This window comes from Enterococcus sp. DIV1368d, assembly GCF_050542975.1.
GTDB lineage: Bacteria > Bacillota > Bacilli > Lactobacillales > Enterococcaceae > Enterococcus_D > Enterococcus_D casseliflavus.
Genome location: NZ_CP172939.1, coordinates 693612 through 711625, shown reverse-complemented (window position 1 = coordinate 711625; position 18014 = coordinate 693612). Strand labels below are relative to the sequence as shown.

Sequence of the window (18014 nt, the reverse complement as noted above, 5' to 3'; positions counted from 1 at the left end):
CAGTCCAAACCGCAATTTATCAAAAAATTATTTTATAATAATAAAAGTAAAAAAACGTATATTTTGCTACGATAATAAGAGAGTCGGTTTTTAGGAGTATTTACAATCGAATAGTTAGGTAGCCTTTGAGCATTTCAACAATTCCAAAAGCTTTTACTTTCTATCAATTACGCTTATATAAAGTTGAAAATTAGTACAGTTATTTTTAAAGTATCTTCGCCATAATCAAGCTAACTTCTTACATTATTTAAAAAGAATGGGGGGACAGGTGTTCATGCTTCGCTGAATGAACTGAAATCAATGAAAATATCAAAAAAAATAGTATGGTCAAGTGTTGCTAGTATTCTCGTTCTAATTATAATAGGTCTCGCTGTCTTTTTCTCCCCTAGTAATAAAGCTGGGATCGTTGTCTCAAATGACTTTGGAAAGATCACCGTTCCGTTGCGAATAAATAGAACCTATTTAACTCAAACAAACACTGTCTTCTATCAGCCTGAAATACGCTCAGCCAAAACAGCTCTGGAGGAGGCGAATTTATTAGGAGAAAGTACACTTTCGATAAAAATCGGTGAGGAAGAAAAAGAAATTGTTTCTTATATTGATGCCAATGTTAAGAACTTCTCTCTAGAACTAAACGTGATAGACTATGACAAAACAACAGGAAAATTAGTCTTGACTATTGCCTATCGGGATGGATTGAATGATGAATTCAAGAACGTAACATTCGAAAGATAACTGATAAAAATCTCATATTCTCGCTCATAATTAAATAGGGTTAAACAAAGAGTATCCAGAAAATAATCAATTCTGGATACTCTTTCCTCTCTATTGAAAAGCTTTTAATTTTCAGTTTTTCTTTTTCGTCTCAAAATTACTACGAAAGAAAACAGAACAGTGATGACTCCCAAAAAGCCCATGATTCGTTGACCTGTAAGTTGTTCTCCTGTTGCAGGCAACTTATTTTTTGATTTGGTTTGTTTGTTTGTTTGCTTGCTGTTATTTCCTGAGCTATTCCCGTTCTCTTCTTCCGGCGTCTTGTTTTCTGATTCTGGTGTATCTTTTCCTGAATCTTCTCCCGGCTCATTCTCTTTATCAGCACTGTAAACATAAATAACTTCTTGGACGGCAGCACTGAAGGTACCTTTTGCATTTTTAGGCGTCTTTGAAACCCGCCAGCCAGATATTTCTTTGGCGTTGCTTTCATAAGACAAGCCAACTTTTCCACTAAGGATCGTTGGTTCAGCTAATTGATTTCCTTCCATGTCTTCATATCTTACGATAACCAGTGCTGCATCACTACGTTCATAGACATAGGTAACTTCTTGCGCATTTTCACTATAAGTCCCGTTAGCGTTAGTTGGCATTTGGGAAACATACCAGTCTGGGATGGCTTTAGCTTTACTTGTATATGGTAAACCTATTTTTCCACTCAATACTGTCGGTGCAGATAGTTGATTCCCTTCTTTATCTTCATACTTGACCGTAACTGGCGCTGCATCACTTCGCTCATAGACATAGACGACTTCTTGTGCCTTTTCGCTGTAAGTCCCATTAGCGTTAGTTGGTGTTTGAGAAACGTACCAGCCTGGGATTGCTTTGGCTTCACTTTCATATGGCAGACCTATTTTGCCATTCATTACGGTTGGTGCTGCTAATTCATTGCCTTCTGTATCTTCATACTTGACCGTAACTGGTGCCGCATTACTACGTTCATAGACATAAATTACTTCTTGTGCCGTTTCGCTGTAAGTCCCGTTGGCGTTAGTTGGTGTTTGAGAAACGTACCAGCCATTGATTGTTTTGGCTTCACTTGTATAGGGCAAACCTACTTTGCCGTTCAATATTGTCGATGTAGATAGTTGATTGCCTTCTGTATCTTCATACTTCACGGTAACTGGCGCTGCATCACTACGTTCATAGACATAAACGACTTCTTGAGCTGTTTCACTATAAGTCCCATTAGCATTGCTTGGCGTTTGAGCTACAAACCAGCCTGGGATCGTTTTGGCTTCACTTGTATAGGGTAACCCTACTTTACCATTCAATACGGTTGGTGTTGCCAATTCATTGCCTTCTGTATCTTCATACTTCACGGTAACTGGCGCTGCATCGCTACGTTCATAGACATAGACGACTTCTTGTGCCGTTTCGCTGTAAGTCCCGTTAGCGTTAGTTGGTGTTTGAGAAACGTACCAGCCTGGGATCGCTTTGGCTTCACTTTCATATGGCAAACCTACTTTGCCATTCAATACGGTTGGTGTTGCCAATTCATTGCCTTCTGTATCTTCATACTTGACCGTCACTGGCGCTGCATCACTACGTTCATAGACATAAACGACTTCTTGCGCGACATCACTGAAGATCCCTATCCTATCCCCTTGGATCTCTTTCAGTGTATAACCTGAGATATCCTTTTCTTCCGTAGTAAAGGGGTCGCCTACATACCCTGATAAAGTGACATTTGGTGCAAGCGTCTGTCCGTTTTCGTCAAGATACTTGACCGTAACATCTTCTGCAGTATTCACATACTTCACAGGTACTTGATAATTCACTAAATATTGAATGGTACCTGTACTAGCAGCTCTCTCGGTGGATAAACGATTAGGAACAAGAGAAGTGATTGACAAATAGTCAACATTGGCGGGAATATTTTTAAATTGAATTCCTTCTTCAGTCAGTTCAAACCCATCATTTTCATATAAGGGAAAGCTATAGCCATTTTTATCTATCCCCCGAATCGAATAAGAATACTTTTTGTTGGACAAAGAAGAGAGCAACGCATTTCCTTGGGTATCAACCATCATACGGTCTTTATAAAGAACATCAGATTGGCCATCTTTTACTAGCATTGGCTCTAATAGTATTTTCTCCTGAGTCATAATAGATAGTTGGGAATTTTGATGGTGTTCTGGAGATAGCTCTAACTTAGAAAAATCCGTCATGCTACTTGCATAGACCGTCAGATAATCTGTTACCCATCCACTAAGATATTGACCAACCCCAATTAATTCTTGGGCTGTCAAATAGGCATCATAATTTCCTATGTGGATATTTGAAAAAGATCCTTTTGGAAAAATCTGTGCTAGTACATTAGGACGGGTAAACAATGTTGCATTTTCCGCCATAGTGATTTTGGGAACATTCGTAGCAATAATAGATGTCGTATATAACGCCTGCAAGTTGCTAGCGTATTCTAAACCAGTAAAATCGACTACTGTGTCTTTGGCTAAAGAAGAAAAATCTAACTGTTTTAGATTCACCATATCTTCTTGAGTGATTGTATCAACTGTTTTGTTTAACCCTTTCGCTACCTCATTTTGCAAATTCTTATCTGGCATCCAAGCGTCTAATGAAACGCTGCGATTAGATACCTCTTTCATTTCCGCTGATGATTCAGTTGCCGAGCTAGCTGTGTCTTCACTTGAATCAGGGAGGTTTTTTTCTGTACTCTCCGTCGAGCCACTTTTCTCATCATCATTAACCACTTCTTGCGATTCTGAGTTACTTGTGGTGTCACCGTTGATTTCTTCTTTTATACGAGAAGAATCGACTGTTTCAGTAGTCTCCTCCACTTTTTCTAATGTTCCTAATGTCGTTATTTCTTTGTTTGATGGAATGGTTTCCTGTTCATCAGCCATAACTTGTGCCAAAGGTGCCAACACAGGCTGACTTAACAAGATCGCCAATGACAAATAGCCCCAAAATTTCCTTTTCATAACATTCTCCTTTTATATTCGTTTAAATACGATACGCTTTCCTATCTTTCACCTATCGACAAACTTCCCCTTCTGATGATGGTGACGACTTGTTAATTACAACTTTTAGACACAGGATACTCCTGTTCATTTTGATAGTATTACATGGTTCATCATTCTGAACACGTCAACATTTGTATCAGAAATGACCAAACTTGTCAGGTTTTAACAAACAGGTTATTCAAGCAAACAGATCGCTCACTTCACCTGCTCCTTCATGCTCCAAGTTTGGCCTCAGTTAGCGTTATAATCACTGATTTACATTGTTTTTTGAATTTACACAAAAAAAGAGACACATAACATGCATCTCTTTGGGCGGCCCATTGTAAGTTCAGCCTATTATTGATTTTTTACTAGTTATCCCGATACTCGATCGTCAATCCTTTTAAAAAGTTGCGGGCATATTTGTCTAAACATGGCTTGTAATTGCGATGGCCTTCTTTTCGTAAAATGGCGCCTAATTCACCTTTTGAAACTTTGACTCCCGCTTGCTGGAAAATGTCCAGCATTTCATCTGTTGTTAGGGAAAGGGCGATTTTTATTTTCTTCAGCATCAAATTATTTACATTGCCATTGTTCAACTCCAAGACAGGTTCTGCAGCATCTGGCTTTGTTCCTCGTTGCGAGCGAATCAAACCATTTAAGAAACGCTCAAAGGCTTCATTGGTACATTCAATCTCATAGGTCTCAGGGTCTTTTTTCTTCAACAATTGTTTTACTTCTTCTTTTGTGAAAGAAGCGCCGCCAAGTTCAAAAATTTTCACCATGTCGGTATCCTTGATATCCAAAGCATAGCGTAAACGCGTCAAGCGATCATTGTGATTCATTCTATACACCATCCATTTCTTAGGTTGATTATAACAAATAAACCTAGACGAGTAATCCCGTTTTCGCTTTTTTACTCTAAGAACCCATTGTTTTCGTTCAAATGTATATCGCTTCTCTCATTCTACTTCCTCCGCTATACTTGATTTAGGGAGTAAATTTATTCTAACAAAACAATAAACAAAAAAAAGCATCTGTTACGATGATGTTTTGGATTGCTTTATTGTTTTTATTTTGTATACAAAAAGGAGAGGAAAGAAATGAAGAAATACGGGAAATTTTTGGTGATGATTGGGGTATCGACGGTGATTATGTTTTGTATGATGTATTTCAATGTCTACGCCCTCGATCATATCTTTTTCAGCCAAACCCGACTGTTTATGGCACTTATGATGGGCGCGATGATGGCGATCATCATGCTGTTATTTATGTGGAAGATGTATGACAACAAGAAAATGAATATCGGAATTTTAGTTGTCAGTGTTGTACTCTTTTTTGGTTCACTGTTTATGGTCAGAAGCCAAACCGCCGTGGGAGATACGGCCTGGATGAAAGCCATGATTCCCCATCATTCGATTGCGATTTTAACCAGTAAAAATGCCGATTTGTCTGATCCAAGAGTAAAAGAACTTGCAGAAAAAATCATTGACGCACAGGAAAAAGAAATCAAGGAAATGAAAGAATTGATCGAAGAGTTGGAAAACAAATAGCCATTTTGTGTGCTCATTCAAAGAACCAGCAGATCAACTTTATCGCCACGGTTACGAAGCCCTTCAAGCAATGGCTGAAGGGCTTCTTTTTTATCGTCAGCTACTTTCTTTCTACTGAAAAATCCTGACCGTTATTGCATCCGTTCTTGTTTGACTTTCTTATCCACAACATGACGCTTGGCAAGCTCTTGGCGAATAGCCGCTAAATCAATCCCCATTTCTGCCATTAAAACCAATGTATGATACGCCAAATCAGCAATCTCATAAACGGTTTCTTGACGGTCTTCCTTCATCGCCCCAATTACGACCTCGGTTGCTTCCTCGCCGATTTTTTTTAAGATTTTCTCACTGCCTTTTTCAAACAAGTAGCTGGTATAGCTGCCTTCTTGCGGCGTATCTTTACGACCTTTTATCAGCTCATACAACGCATCGATGGTCGGAGAGGATTCTGTACCATAAAGCACCTCTGTAAAGCAGCTTTCTGTGCCTGTATGGCAAGCAGGTCCGTCTTTTTTTACTTTGGCGACTAAAGCATCTTGATCACAATCTGCGGTCAATGATACTAAATGCTGGTAATTGCCGCTGGTTTCTCCTTTGCGCCACAATTCTTGGCGACTGCGGGAATAAAAGGTCATCAATCGGTCTTTCAAGGTCAAGGTCAAACTTTCTTGGTTCATATAAGCCAAGGTCAAGACTTCATTCGTTTCCACATCCTGCACGATCACTGGAACCAATCCTTGTTCATCAAATCGTACTTGCACCATGTTATCCACTCCTTCTATTGCCTATCAAAACGCCAACGCTATACGATTCGTACGGGAATATCGACGGCCTGTAATTGTTTTTTCAGCGCCGGGATTTTTACCTCGCCATAGTGAAAAATTGAGGCCGCCAACCCTGCTTCAATATTTGGCAATTGAAACAGCTCGATAAAATCGGCACTTTTGCCAGCACCACCCGATGCGACGATCGGTAATTTGGTGATTTCGCTGACAGCTTTCAGCAAGTCTAAATCAAACCCCTGTTTCACGCCATCGGTATCCATGCTGTTGATGACTAGTTCACCAGCACCTAACTGCTCAGCTTGGCGAATCCATGCCAATGCTTCTAAGCCTGTATCTTCCCGTCCGCCTTTGGCAAACACATGCCAGTTCTCACCGACTCGGCGAATATCAACGGATAAAACAACGCACTGGCTGCCATAGCGTTTCGCACCTTCTGCGATCAACTCTGGTCGGCGAAGTGCCCCCGAATTGACGCTGACTTTGTCGGCGCCACAGTTTAAGACTCGTTCAAAATCTGCTACTTGATTGATGCCACCGCCCACCGTCAAGGGGATAAACACTTCTGACGCCACGCGCTGCAAAATGTCCGTGAATAAGCCGCGTTCTTCTGCAGAAGCAGTAATGTCATAAAAAACCAGCTCATCGGCGCCTTGTTCATTGTAAAAGCGCGCCAAAGTCACTGGATCATTGACATCTTTTAAGCCAGCAAAATTGACCCCTTTCACGACTCGCCCATCTCGCACATCAAGGCAAGGAATGATTCGTTTGGCGATCATGCTTCTGCCTCCCCTGCTGCTAAGACATCCGCCAATTGGAGACTGCCGTTATATAAGGATTTCCCGACGATCACGCCAGAGATGCCCAACTGTTTTAATCCTTTAATATCTGCCAATGAAGCCACGCCGCCAGAAGCCACGATGTCGCAATCCAATTGATTGAGTTTTTCGTATAGCGGCAGATTGATGCCTTCTCCTGTACCGTCACGCGAGATTTCGGTAAAGATGATCGTTTGCGCGCCCCATTCCACCAATTGTTGGCAAAAAGTAAACGCGTCTGTTGCCGTTTTCTCGAGCCAGCCTTCCACGGCCACTTTTTCTTCCTTGGCATCGACCCCAATCGCGATCTTATTGCCGTATTTCTTGAGCATCGCTTTTGTGAATGCTGGGTCTTTCTGGGCAATCGTGCCGAGGATCACCCGGTGAACGCCTGCTGCCAAACAATGCTGGATCGTTTCTTCCTCACGAATCCCGCCGCCAACTTCGACAAACAGATTGGTTTGCTGGACGATTTTTTTTGCGACATCAAAGTAATGGAGTTTGCCAGCTTTGGCACCATCTAAGTCGACGAGGTGCAGATAGTTGGCACCTTCTTCTTCAAATGAACGAGCAAATGCCACTGGATCATCCCCAAACACTTCTTTTTGCTCATAGTCTCCTTGGTACAAACGGACCACTTTTTGATCTAACAGATCAATTGCTGGAAAAATTTTCATAGCGGCACCTCCGTAAATGCTTTTAAAATCTTCAACCCGACAGCCCCACTTTTTTCTGGGTGAAACTGAGTGCCGAAGACATTGTCTTTTTGCACGATACCGGGAATTGCTAGACCATAGTCACTGTCTGCTATGACATACTCTTGGCAATCAGTAGCAAAATAACTGTGGACATAGTAGACAAAGTCTTGTTCCCCTAGCCCGCTGACGAGAGGACTTTCCTTTCTGACAGTCAGCCGATTCCAACCAATCTGCGGCACTTTCAGATTCTGTTTGGCTTCTTCAAAGGCGCTTTGCATGGAAACGATCCGTCCTGGAATCAAACCCAGCCCCGCATGTGTGCCAAACTCCTCACTGCTATCAAACAACAGCTGCATCCCTAAACAAATGCCTAAAAAGGGTTTGCCAGCTGCTGCCAATTCTTGGATCGGTTCGATCAGCGACAACTCTGCCAACTTTTGGCGGGCATCGCCAAAAGCGCCTACGCCGGGTAAAAGAATGCGGTCGGCAGCTTTTAATTCTGCTAGTGAACGCGTGATTTGGCAGTCAACCCCCAAATAATCCAGCGAACGAGACAAGCTGAACAAATTGCCGACCCCATAGTCGATGATTGCTAACATAATACGCCCCTTTCCTTATCTCATCCCTCTGTGTGGAAGATACGTAATCATTTTCCCCTCATGAATCACTGGATCGTCCCTTTGGTTGAAGGGATCTCATCTGGGGCTGCTTGATTGATCGCTACTGCTTCACCTAAAGCCCGCCCAAAGCCTTTAAAACAAGCTTCCACAATGTGGTGGCTGTTTTTGCCAGCGATTTGATGGAGATGGATCGTAGCACCTAATTCACGGGCAAAAGCAATGAAAAATTCTTCAACCAATTCCGTATCAAACTGCTGCCCGATTTTTTCGCTCGGTATCGCCAACTCTACGACTGCCATGCCACGACCGCTAATATCGATCGCTGTCATGACTAAGGCTTCGTCCATCGGCAGCAGCATACTACCATAGCGTTTGATACCTCGTCGCTCCCCAAGACTTTCTGAAAACGCTCGGCCAATGGCGATGGCAACGTCTTCTGTTGTGTGATGGGCATCTACTTCTGTATCGCCATCACAAACCAACGTCAAATCAAAGCGACCGTGGCGGACAAATAATTCCAGCATGTGGTCTAAAAACCCCACACCAGTCTTGATTGATTGCTGACCAGTACCATCGATCGTCAACTGCAGGTGGATCTTGGTTTCCGTCGTATTGCGGGTAGCTTCTGCTTTTCTCATTCCTTCACCTCTTCTATGATCGTTGTTAGCACCGTCATCAGTCGTTCCATCTGGTCCTTCGTTCCTACCGTGATCCGTAAATACTCTTTGATGCGGGGCTGATTAAACCAGCGGACGAAGATTTTCTGCTCTTTCAGTGCCTGATACAACTCTTCACCAGCAATCGCAGGGTGCCTTGCAAACAAAAAATTTCCTTGGCTGTCGGTCTGCTCAAAGCCGAGTTTCGCTAGGGCTTGCTTGCTCCACTCACGCACGTGGATCGTTGCTTGGATTTTCTCATCGACATACGCTTGTTCTTGTAAAACGGCTGCACCAGCGGCTTGGGTCAAACTATTGACATTGTAAGGATTCAAGCTAAATTTCAACCGATTCAAGTCTTGGATCAGTCTTTCATTAGCAACCGCAAAACCTAAGCGTGCCCCTGCCAGCTGCCGAGATTTCGAAAACGTCCCCACAACCAAGAGATTTGGGTATTGATCGATCAAAGAAACCATTGAAGTGCCGCCAAAATCGATATAGGCCTCGTCGACAATCACTAAGCGATCGGGATGCCGTTTTAGAAAGGCACAAATTTCGCTTTGTTCTTGATAAACCCCAGTCGGCGCATTGGGATTGGCAAAAATGACGGTCCCTTTGAGCGAATCGTAGTCCGTTAACGCAATCGAGAAATCTTCTTGCAGCGGAACAACGGTGGCAGCGACTTGGTACAAGGCACTATACACTTGATAAAACCCATAGGTCACATCGGGAAAGGCGATGCCGTTTTCCGTGAAGCCTTGAAAGAGATAGGACAAGACTTCGTCACTGCCATTGCCGAGAAACAGCTGGGCTGGTGTAACGCCAAGATAGGCAGCCAGAGGGGTTGTCACCACTTCAGCAGCAATATCCGAGTAACGATTTAGCTTGTGGGCGGCATCGGCAACCGCCGCTTGAACACTTGGTGCTGGCGGATAAGGACTTTCATTGGTGTTCAGTTTAATAACGGCTTGCTCGTCTACTTGTTCCCCCGGTGTATAAGGAGTCAGCTTGTGATACTTTTGATGTAAAAAGGTCATTTTTCTCCCTCTCTTCGTACATTGATCGAACGGGCATGGCCGATCAAGTCTTCGGTTTCTGCGAACAACGCTACGGCTGGACCAGTCGCCTTCATGGCTGCTTCTGGGTAATACAAGTAGCTGCTTTTCTTAATAAAATCATCCACTGATAACGGCGAGTAAAAACGGGCGGTCCCTTCCGTCGGTAGGGTATGATTTGGCCCAGCAAAATAATCTCCCAGCACTTCTGGTGTATGATGTCCTAAAAAGACACTGCCCGCATTTTCTACTTGTCCCAACAAAGCAAAAGGATCTGCCACTGCTAATTCAAGGTGTTCTGGGGCGATTTGATTGGCAATGGTAAGTGCTTCGGTCAAATCATTGACCAGAATCAGCTTTCCGCTAGACTCAAGCGCCGCAGCAGCAATGTCTTTGCGGGGCAGTTCCTTCAGCTGCAAGTCAAGCTCTACTTGGACTTCTTCAATCAAGGCTGCTTCTGTTGTGACTAAGATGGCTTGCGCTAAGATATCATGCTCGGCTTGTGCCAAAAGATCCGCTGCCAGCCAGCGAGGATTTGCGCTGGCATCGGCGATGATCAGCACATCGCTGGGCCCTGCGATCATATCGATATCAACTTCGCCGTACACCATTTTTTTCGCTGTGGCGACATAAATATTTCCTGGTCCGACGATTTTGTCGACTTTGGGAATCGTTTCTGTCCCATAAGCCAATGCCGCTACGCCATGGGCACCACCGACTTTGTAGATTTCATCCACTCCAGCAACGGAAGCTGCCGCTAAGATAGCAGCTGGAACTTTTCCTTGGCTGTCCGTCGGTGTGATCATAACGATTTTTTTGACCCCGGCGATTTTTGCGGGCAGGACATCCATCAAAACCGTACTAGGATAAGCTGCTGTGCCGCCAGGAACGTAGACCCCGACTTTTGCTAGTGGCAAGACCCGCTGTCCCATCACAACGCCATTTTCCTTCGTCAAGACAAAGCCTTGCTGGACTTGCTTTTGATGAAATGCCAAAATGTTTTCTTTCGCCTGTTCCATCACCTCAAGCAGCTCAGGGGAGACGGCTTGGACAGCCGTTTCAACTTCCTCAAGACTGACGGTTAAGGAAGTCAAGCTCACTTGATCGATTTCTTCAATTAATTGAAACAACGCCTGATCTCCTTGCTGCTGAACACGGGCAATGATTTGGGCAACAACGGTTGAAACATCCTTCGTTTCCGACTGTTTCCTTGCCACAATCGTTTCGATCGTATCTTTTTGGGTCGAAAAAATTCTCATAATTGCTCCCTCACCTTCTCAATCACTGTTTGAATGCGTTCTTGCTTGAAACGCCACGTGGCGTGGTTGATCACTAAACGCGCTGAAGACGGCGCGATGTCTTGGATCACTTCTAAATCATTTTCTTTTAGTGTCGTCCCCGTTTCGACGATGTCAACGATCACATCGGAGAGACCTAATAAAGGAGCCAATTCAATGGATCCATGCAGTTGGATCAATTCCACCGAGCGACCTAATCCTTGATAAAACTGGCGGGTGATCTGCGGATATTTTGTGGAGACTCGCAGCGGGCGGGAGAAATCTTCCTCGAAATCCGTACGCGCTGCTACTGCCAAACGGCAGACCCCCATATGCAAATCAAGAAATTCGATAACTTCTGCCTTGCTTTCCATTAAAATATCTTTGCCTACGACACCGATATCCGCCACTCCGTGCTCCACATAGATCGCCACATCGCTCGGCTTGACTAAGAAAAAGCGCAGCTTGTTTTCTTCATCACAAAAAATTAGTTGGCGATTGTCTTTGAAGACGCCTTGCGCAGCGACTCCAGCTTTCGTGAATAAATCGTATACGGCATCCCCCATGCGGCCTTTAGGTAGCGCAATGTTCAAATAGCCTGAACTTTCGTTGTCAGTCGGCAACTTTTGCCCTACATGATTGAGCTTCATACCAAAACCGATCGCCCCTTGCTCTTTGCCTTGGCGACTCATCAAGCGATCATAACGGCCGCCATATAAAATCGTCTCTCTTGCTTCTTCGATGAATCCTTGAAACAGCAAGCCACTGTAATAATCGGCATCATTTAAAATTGAAAAATCCAGCCTTATCCGAATGGAGGCTGACAGTTGTTCTTTTTGCAATGCTTGATACAGTTGTTTTAGTTCTGTTAAACCAGCTTGTGCTTGGGGATAATCAGCCATCAGCTCCTTGGCTTTTTGATACTTGGTTTCAAAATCACCTGACAAACGTACCAGTTTCGCCAATTTTTCAGCTTCTGTTGCTGACAAGCCAGCCTTTTCAGTCAGTGCATCCATGCCATGGGAACTCTTGTCCCGCAGGCAGTGCAGTACCTTTTGTCGATCCGCTTCGGGGAAGCGTTGGCAGATGCCATCCAAAATCCCCATATGAGACAGATCCAAGGTCCCTTTTCCCACCTGAGCCAAACTTTCCCAAGCCAGTTTTACAACCTCCAGTTGATCTTCCCATGTGATTTGGTCAATGAGCTCCAAACCGATTTGATCGATCTTTTGGTATTCCCCTGCTTGACGATCCTGTCGATAGACATCTTCCACATAATACACTCTGCGCGCTTCTCCAGAAGGTGTATTTTTGGCAATCGACAAGGTGACATCGGGTTTTAGCGCCATCGTCCTGCCATCCGTGCCTGTAAACGTGATGATGGAAGAACCACGCAAGAACTGATCACTTTGCTGATAGTTGCGATACTCTTCAAAATTGTTCGAGTGATAAGGTGAAAAATGATGCTGCGTATACAATTTTCTTAATTTCAGTTCGACTTGTTCGGCTGGTTTTAATACATTCCATAACTCTTCCACACTTATCACTCCTATTTCATGCCACTGATTCGGCTTTCTCACTGCTAAAGTCACGCTTTATCATCGATTCACCATCAGTTTTTCTAATAATACTAATGGTTTTGCCATAAATAAGCAATGGTATTTTTCGAAATATTCTGGAATTTTTAGTCGATTTCAAGAGAACATAGCGATGTCGTTTCTTTGTTGACGATTATTCCATCGAATCTGGAAGTCAGTTTTCCTTTCTTAATGAAGTAACTTAGTACTTGTGCATCCTCCATCACTTAGTTGCTCAACCATAAAAAAGTCCGAAATATACGACCATCTTGTTTCAGAAACTCGTTATCGATTACTCTATCTTTTGTACCGTACAAAGAATTGGCGCAAATGAAGCGATGATATGAAAATCACCCAAAACGTTCATTGTTGTACTTATCGCTTATATTACGGCACAAAAAACACACAGCAGAAGAATCAGAGAAAACAGCTAAATAGTACATGCTCTATAGCTTAATAAGGAGAGAAAAGTAAATGAACAAACTTATAGGAAAACAAATCTCATGGAACAACGCTTTACTAGGAACGGTCCTCGCAGGTATCGGTTTGGTCGGTCTTTTGTATGCCCCTGCCATCGTCAGCATCTTCTCATTGTCGATTGCCAGCTATTGGGCATTACGGCTAGTTTACGGTAAAGAAGCAGTCAAGCAGCTCTTTGGAAAACCCATCGCGCCAGTGAAGACGATCAGCAAGTATTTTCTTTTAAACATCCTGATCAGCTTTCTCGTTTCTCTCGTTTTGCAATACGGACTAAAGTGGGATCTTCACGGAAACCCTGTGAACGAAGGCTTTCAGTGGTTGACTCTGCTAGTTATTCCAATCATGTTACTTGGAGAAGAACTCTTTTCCATCTTCTTTTTAGCGATTTTTTCTAGTAAATGTACCTTGCCAGTTGCCAGCATCCTTTCCGCGATCATCTTTGGCTTGGTTCATTACAGCACTTATGACAACGGCAATGTTTTCCATACCTTGGTTCATATTCTTTTCATTCAAGGGGTGGCGCGCTTGCTATTTAACCAAGCTGCCATCAAGAGCAACTCGATCCTGACTAGTTGGGGCACACATGTCTTGTTCGACCTGTTTGCTATTTTAGTGGCTTATCTGACTGCTTGAGAAAAACGAAAAAGACTGATTCAATTGAAATCAGTCTTTTTTGATACAACAACTAGTTGCCTGAGTATTCCTCCCTGAAAGGAAGCATTGATCGCTTTTGTGCCTTTCACGAGGTTGGGTGTTTGTTCTATTCGCTGTGTTTCATAAGAAAATGTCCTTACTTTTTAAAGGGATCCTCTTTTACTTTCTCACAAATTTCTGCTTCACTGTACACCTTCATCAGCCGCTTGACTTCGCCTTCGATATTAAAACGCAGGGCTTCTGTCGCCTTCAGGTTTTTCAAAGCTTGTTCAAGATAACAAAAAAAGGTCGTTTCCTTCATTTACCCAGCCTCCTTGTCAATCGTTGGTTTTACAGGTCACTTTAACAACGTCGCTCAACTCCTGATCAATTCCTCTAGGAAACAAAAGAATTGTGCAGACATCTGCTTCTTAGTGGTTACACCAGACCGTGCTTTTGGAGTGCTTGCGCAATCCCGCCGTCTTCTGGACGAGCCGTCAGCTCGTCAGCTACTGCCAATAGCTGTTCACAGGCATTGCCCATCGCAATTCCTGTCGCAACGGCTTCAAACATTTCGACATCATTATGGCCGTCACCAAACGCCAAGGTATCTTTGTTATCGATCCCTAGATGGTTCAAGAGAAAATCGATGGCTGTTTTCTTGTGGATATTCTTGATGCCGATCTCGCCACTGTCTTTGCCAAAAACAGGAACTGTACTGCGAATCATTTGGAATTGTTCGTGGTATTGGTCATGAACCTGTTCATAAGGAATGGAATGATTGATGAAGGAAACTTTGTTCACGTCATCGTAATCGATTTTCGCTTCGTCCTCAATCAGTAAATCAAGGAACCACTGAATAGTTTGAACGCGTTGTTTTCCTGCTTCACTTTCAACAGGCTCACCTGCTAAGACGATCTCAATCAACCGATTTCGTAAATTGGTACTTGCAAATAATCCTTGATTCGATTCCAAGTAATACTCGATTTGGTTTGCTTTTAAGAAATCGATCAGTCTTAATAAGGCTTCCTTTTCAAAAACTTTGTGCAAAATCACCTCATCGTGCACCTCGCAATAACCGCCGCCGGCACCAATCATTCCACTTAAAGGCAGTGCCAGTACATCTTCTGTGATTTCGGCTTTTGAACGACCTGTACACAAGAAAAACTCATGCCCCTTCTTATGTGCCGCTGTGATCGCTTGGCGAGCACTTTCTGGTACGTTTCCCGCATCATCGCACAATGTTCCATCTACATCTAAAAAGACAATTTTCTTCGTCATTTCATTCCTTCTTTCCTAACCCAATCAATAAAACGCTCACATGAACATATTTGCTGAATCCAAGATGTCACCATCAGCCGCTTGCTATTAGTATAACAAATCACAAGATAACCTCGCTAGACTATTTTACTGACTCATACATAAACACGCTCTCGTTTTTTCTCGATGCCCTTTATCCTTGATGATCGTCAAATGGCTTTCATTTGATCACTTTTAAGGTGACTTATCCTTTGCGTAGCTTACTCTTCACTTAAATAAATCAACCCCCATTTAGGTAGTTGGTTAGTTGCATGACCCGTAAGCTCGCGATAATAGTACCGTTTGTCATGCTTGATCATACTGATAATTTCCTCTTCCTTCATCCCCAGCTCTTGACATAAGTCAGTTTTGGTATTGGTCACAAGTTCCAGTAGAATTTGGATCTGTGCGTCCACAGCCAGAAGCGCTCGAAAGGTATCAAATAAGTTCTTTGTTCGATCATAGTAAATGTCTTCGAAGTCAACACAAAGTTCCTTATAATAAGTAAAAAGTTTCGGATAGGCTGTCAGTACCCCAGCGCTTAACAATACTTCCTTTGAATAAGACAGATAATCCTTCGGGTCATTTATTTTTTCTGATAACACAGAATCACTCCTTTCCATCCATGGCTTTTCTTCAATGATAGCATTGATCCCTCATTTGATCGTAATGATTTCCATCCTCGTTAGTTGCCCTTACATCCCTTCACATAAAACAAAGGCTTTATCTTCTAGTATTTCAAATCACATGAAATCCTTGGGTGGCATCCCTTTCTGCGCTCACCTCCAATGCATGATCTAAGAAAATCAGTTACTCTCATTATAGTTTTTTGTTTCTCCAAGCTTATAATTCCTTTTTGCTCTAGCAGAGGAATAAGAGAGAAAAATCCAGCGTACCAGCATTGCTGTATCAACAAGAAGAAAGATCAAAAGGAATCTATTTGCAGTGATTTTCCGATGATTACACGATCAACCAAAAGAACGAATGGAAATGAATGCTTTTAACCAATGCTGTGGCGCCTTCATTCCCACGACAGCACAAAAAACCAATGATCGCTGGTTTCGATCATTGGTCAAAGTTCTCAAATTGCATGTTGTAAAAGCACGATCTGTCCTTTCTTTTTGGATCATGCCAAGATATAAGCGAGGCTAAAACGTCCTCTTACACTGTGAGCACAAAAAAGGATCATGCATATAGAAAATCTAAAATCTCACGTGGCGCGTCTACCAAAGCATCTGGGTTTTCTTCAGAAAGCTTTTTCGGATCGTGGCTGCCCCACGTAACGGCGATCGTTTTGACACCCGCGGCTTTTCCCATTTGGATATCAAAAATAGCATCTCCTATCATGATCGTCTTTGTCGGGTCAAATTGATAGTGTGCCACGACTTTATTGATTCCTTCGGGATGAGGTTTGTAGTGGGTCACCGCATCAGAGCCGATGATTTCTTCAAAGAACGCGACAAGGTCCTGAGCAGCTAGGTTTCGTTTGACAACCGCTGTCTTCTTACTTGAAACGACGAAACAAGGTACCTTTCGTTTGTTTAAGATTTCTAAGACATGGGGAATTTCTGGAAATACTTTCAAGGTACTTTCTTCATAGGTTTGGTAATAGGCTCGGAAAATCCGAATCAATTCCGTTGCGGTTTCTTGATCTAATGGCTGTTCAGACATTTTAAAAAATGATTCTTCGATCGGTATCCCCATATAATGTTCAATGACTACTTCACTGGGTACTTTGAGTCCCATCTCTTTAAAAGCTGCTTTTGTCGCCTTCACACTACATTCTTTTGAATCCAATAAAGTTCCATCTAAATCAAATAGCACACATTCAACCTGCTTCACGATATTTCCTCCTCCAAAAGGTATTCCATCAATTTTCTACAAATGCTTTTTTCATTTACCCAGTATTTCTTTCCATTACTGATTATCTCTATTTTATCACTAAAAAAAAGCATTATCATATTTTTCCATAACCTTCTTCATTTATTGCTAATATACTTATATAAAAAACGACTCGCTTTGAACACAGAGTCGTTTCTACAAGATAGGCAAATTTACCTGAAGGCCTATTTATCAGGCATAAAAAGTTAAACCCATTTTTAGCTTTTTTATTGCAAGATATATCCTTTGCCCCAAGCGGTACGGACGCGTTTTTCAGTATAGTCGTATTCATCTAATTTCTCATTGATTCGTTTCGCCAAAATCGATAGCTGCGATTTTCGGGAATTCGTGCCGCCGTTGCCCCAAATTTTCCAGCAAAGGTCCTCTCGGTTGATAAATTGCTCTTCTGCTAGATTATTGAAAAAGATCTGTTCTTGCAGACTAAGAAATTTAGGGAACGATTCCTTCGTTACTGATGCCTTTTCTAACTTGCGAGTATTTGGTGGCAAAGCCGCCAAAAATTCTCTCAACTCGACAAATGACCGATTAAGATAGGTCGCATTTTCCGCTTTTTCCAGTATCATTTCTTGTTCGTCATTCCCTGGCAAGATTCGAACGATCCGCTGTTGATAATAAGGAGCCAATGTCTGATTGAGCAATAAAAATTCTGGATCAGCAATTGTTTCACTGACAAATAAACAGTCAAATAACTTGGCACTTTCTATCAACCATTCCTCCTCTTCGGTACTTCTGCCCACGAACACTTCATGGCTCAAAATCTGCAGCTCCCGCTGCAAATCAATCTCATATGATATATTTTTCGTCAATATGATAATTCTCATGATACACCCTACTTTCCTTTCTTATTTATTCAGAAATGAGTTGGAAATGATTTCTGAATACTTTATGTTGACATTATTACTTATTTTTATCAGCTTGAGGTGTCAT

General features: G+C 42.6%; 18 protein-coding genes. 3 read left to right on the top strand and 15 right to left on the bottom strand.

Annotated elements, in window-relative coordinates; translation table 11 throughout:
• Positions 1 to 300: 300 nt before the first annotated feature.
• A complete protein-coding gene (locus IGJ44_RS03315; protein WP_167827215.1) occupies positions 301 to 735 on the top strand; it encodes a hypothetical protein in 435 nt (144 codons plus the stop codon).
• 104 nt (positions 736 to 839) lie between these two features.
• Here the strand turns inward: IGJ44_RS03315 and IGJ44_RS03310 are convergent, their stop codons facing one another.
• A complete protein-coding gene (locus IGJ44_RS03310; protein WP_167823077.1) occupies positions 840 to 3716 on the bottom strand; it encodes a MucBP domain-containing protein in 2877 nt (958 codons plus the stop codon).
• Between the two features lie 392 nt (positions 3717 to 4108).
• On the bottom strand, positions 4109 to 4582 hold the full coding sequence (locus IGJ44_RS03305; RefSeq protein ID WP_074536375.1) for a DUF1456 family protein: 474 nt from the start codon (positions 4580 to 4582) through the stop codon (positions 4109 to 4111).
• Between the two features lie 258 nt (positions 4583 to 4840).
• On the opposite strand from IGJ44_RS03305, the gene IGJ44_RS03300 reads away from it, so the two are divergent.
• Entirely contained in the window at positions 4841 to 5290 is a 450-nt protein-coding gene (locus IGJ44_RS03300; protein ID WP_005225207.1) for a DUF305 domain-containing protein, read from the top strand.
• 131 nt (positions 5291 to 5421) lie between these two features.
• On the opposite strand, the gene hisIE is transcribed toward IGJ44_RS03300, so the two are convergent.
• From hisIE to hisG, 8 genes are all read right to left on the bottom strand, one after another.
• Positions 5422 to 6054 (bottom strand): bifunctional phosphoribosyl-AMP cyclohydrolase/phosphoribosyl-ATP diphosphatase HisIE, encoded by a 633-nt coding sequence (hisIE, locus tag IGJ44_RS03295; protein ID WP_010747556.1) that lies wholly within the window; start codon positions 6052 to 6054, stop codon positions 5422 to 5424.
• Positions 6055 to 6092: 38 nt separating this feature from the next.
• Positions 6093 to 6851, bottom strand: a complete 759-nt coding sequence (hisF, locus tag IGJ44_RS03290) for an imidazole glycerol phosphate synthase subunit HisF (RefSeq protein ID WP_167827216.1) — start codon at positions 6849 to 6851, stop codon at positions 6093 to 6095.
• Positions 6848 to 7567, bottom strand: a complete 720-nt coding sequence (gene hisA, locus IGJ44_RS03285) for a 1-(5-phosphoribosyl)-5-[(5-phosphoribosylamino)methylideneamino]imidazole-4-carboxamide isomerase (protein ID WP_015509107.1) — start codon at positions 7565 to 7567, stop codon at positions 6848 to 6850. The genes hisF and hisA overlap by 4 nt, the downstream gene beginning before the upstream one ends.
• Entirely contained in the window at positions 7564 to 8187 is a 624-nt protein-coding gene (gene hisH / locus IGJ44_RS03280; protein ID WP_074536373.1) for an imidazole glycerol phosphate synthase subunit HisH, read from the bottom strand. Before hisH ends, hisA begins: the two co-directional genes overlap by 4 nt.
• Positions 8188 to 8252: 65 nt before the next feature.
• Entirely contained in the window at positions 8253 to 8846 is a 594-nt protein-coding gene (gene hisB, locus IGJ44_RS03275) for an imidazoleglycerol-phosphate dehydratase HisB (RefSeq protein WP_061053828.1), read from the bottom strand.
• On the bottom strand, positions 8843 to 9901 hold the full coding sequence (hisC, locus tag IGJ44_RS03270; RefSeq protein ID WP_167827217.1) for a histidinol-phosphate transaminase: 1059 nt from the start codon (positions 9899 to 9901) through the stop codon (positions 8843 to 8845). The genes hisB and hisC overlap by 4 nt, the downstream gene beginning before the upstream one ends.
• On the bottom strand, positions 9898 to 11178 hold the full coding sequence (gene hisD / locus IGJ44_RS03265; RefSeq protein ID WP_167827218.1) for a histidinol dehydrogenase: 1281 nt from the start codon (positions 11176 to 11178) through the stop codon (positions 9898 to 9900). Before hisD ends, hisC begins: the two co-directional genes overlap by 4 nt.
• Positions 11175 to 12734, bottom strand: coding sequence for an ATP phosphoribosyltransferase (hisG, locus tag IGJ44_RS03260; RefSeq protein ID WP_074536370.1), 1560 nt, complete (start codon positions 12732 to 12734; stop codon positions 11175 to 11177). The genes hisD and hisG overlap by 4 nt, the downstream gene beginning before the upstream one ends.
• Positions 12735 to 13247: 513 nt before the next feature.
• On the opposite strand from hisG, the gene IGJ44_RS03255 reads away from it, so the two are divergent.
• Positions 13248 to 13886, top strand: a complete 639-nt coding sequence (locus tag IGJ44_RS03255; protein ID WP_074536369.1) for a CPBP family glutamic-type intramembrane protease — start codon at positions 13248 to 13250, stop codon at positions 13884 to 13886.
• A gap of 157 nt (positions 13887 to 14043) precedes the next feature.
• Here IGJ44_RS03255 and IGJ44_RS03250 read toward each other — a convergent pair whose 3' ends face one another.
• From IGJ44_RS03250 to IGJ44_RS03230, 5 genes are all read right to left on the bottom strand, one after another.
• A complete protein-coding gene (locus IGJ44_RS03250) occupies positions 14044 to 14208 on the bottom strand; it encodes a hypothetical protein (protein WP_164888623.1) in 165 nt (54 codons plus the stop codon).
• A gap of 116 nt (positions 14209 to 14324) precedes the next feature.
• On the bottom strand, positions 14325 to 15167 hold the full coding sequence (locus IGJ44_RS03245; protein ID WP_074536368.1) for a Cof-type HAD-IIB family hydrolase: 843 nt from the start codon (positions 15165 to 15167) through the stop codon (positions 14325 to 14327).
• 239 nt (positions 15168 to 15406) lie between these two features.
• Positions 15407 to 15790, bottom strand: a complete 384-nt coding sequence (locus IGJ44_RS03240; protein ID WP_413131487.1) for a DUF7006 family protein — start codon at positions 15788 to 15790, stop codon at positions 15407 to 15409.
• Positions 15791 to 16370: 580 nt separating this feature from the next.
• On the bottom strand, positions 16371 to 17027 hold the full coding sequence (locus IGJ44_RS03235; RefSeq protein WP_074536366.1) for an HAD family hydrolase: 657 nt from the start codon (positions 17025 to 17027) through the stop codon (positions 16371 to 16373).
• A gap of 266 nt (positions 17028 to 17293) precedes the next feature.
• Entirely contained in the window at positions 17294 to 17908 is a 615-nt protein-coding gene (locus IGJ44_RS03230; protein WP_005225192.1) for a hypothetical protein, read from the bottom strand.
• Positions 17909 to 18014 lie beyond the last annotated feature (106 nt).

Coding starts and splice junctions, on each gene's coding strand:
- IGJ44_RS03230 (WP_005225192.1), bottom strand. CDS start 17,908: ATGAGAATTATCATATTGACGAAAAATATATCATATGAGATTGATTTG.
- IGJ44_RS03245 (WP_074536368.1), bottom strand. CDS start 15,167: ATGACGAAGAAAATTGTCTTTTTAGATGTAGATGGAACATTGTGCGAT.
- hisF (WP_167827216.1), bottom strand. CDS start 6,851: ATGATCGCCAAACGAATCATTCCTTGCCTTGATGTGCGAGATGGGCGA.
- hisIE (WP_010747556.1), bottom strand. CDS start 6,054: ATGGTGCAAGTACGATTTGATGAACAAGGATTGGTTCCAGTGATCGTG.
- IGJ44_RS03255 (WP_074536369.1), top strand. CDS start 13,248: ATGAACAAACTTATAGGAAAACAAATCTCATGGAACAACGCTTTACTA.
- IGJ44_RS03310 (WP_167823077.1), bottom strand. CDS start 3,716: ATGAAAAGGAAATTTTGGGGCTATTTGTCATTGGCGATCTTGTTAAGT.
- hisB (WP_061053828.1), bottom strand. CDS start 8,846: ATGAGAAAAGCAGAAGCTACCCGCAATACGACGGAAACCAAGATCCAC.
- IGJ44_RS03300 (WP_005225207.1), top strand. CDS start 4,841: ATGAAGAAATACGGGAAATTTTTGGTGATGATTGGGGTATCGACGGTG.
- hisA (WP_015509107.1), bottom strand. CDS start 7,567: ATGAAAATTTTTCCAGCAATTGATCTGTTAGATCAAAAAGTGGTCCGT.
- hisD (WP_167827218.1), bottom strand. CDS start 11,178: ATGAGAATTTTTTCGACCCAAAAAGATACGATCGAAACGATTGTGGCA.
- IGJ44_RS03315 (WP_167827215.1), top strand. CDS start 301: ATGAAAATATCAAAAAAAATAGTATGGTCAAGTGTTGCTAGTATTCTC.
- hisC (WP_167827217.1), bottom strand. CDS start 9,901: ATGACCTTTTTACATCAAAAGTATCACAAGCTGACTCCTTATACACCG.
- IGJ44_RS03250 (WP_164888623.1), bottom strand. CDS start 14,208: ATGAAGGAAACGACCTTTTTTTGTTATCTTGAACAAGCTTTGAAAAAC.
- hisH (WP_074536373.1), bottom strand. CDS start 8,187: ATGTTAGCAATCATCGACTATGGGGTCGGCAATTTGTTCAGCTTGTCT.
- IGJ44_RS03305 (WP_074536375.1), bottom strand. CDS start 4,582: ATGAATCACAATGATCGCTTGACGCGTTTACGCTATGCTTTGGATATC.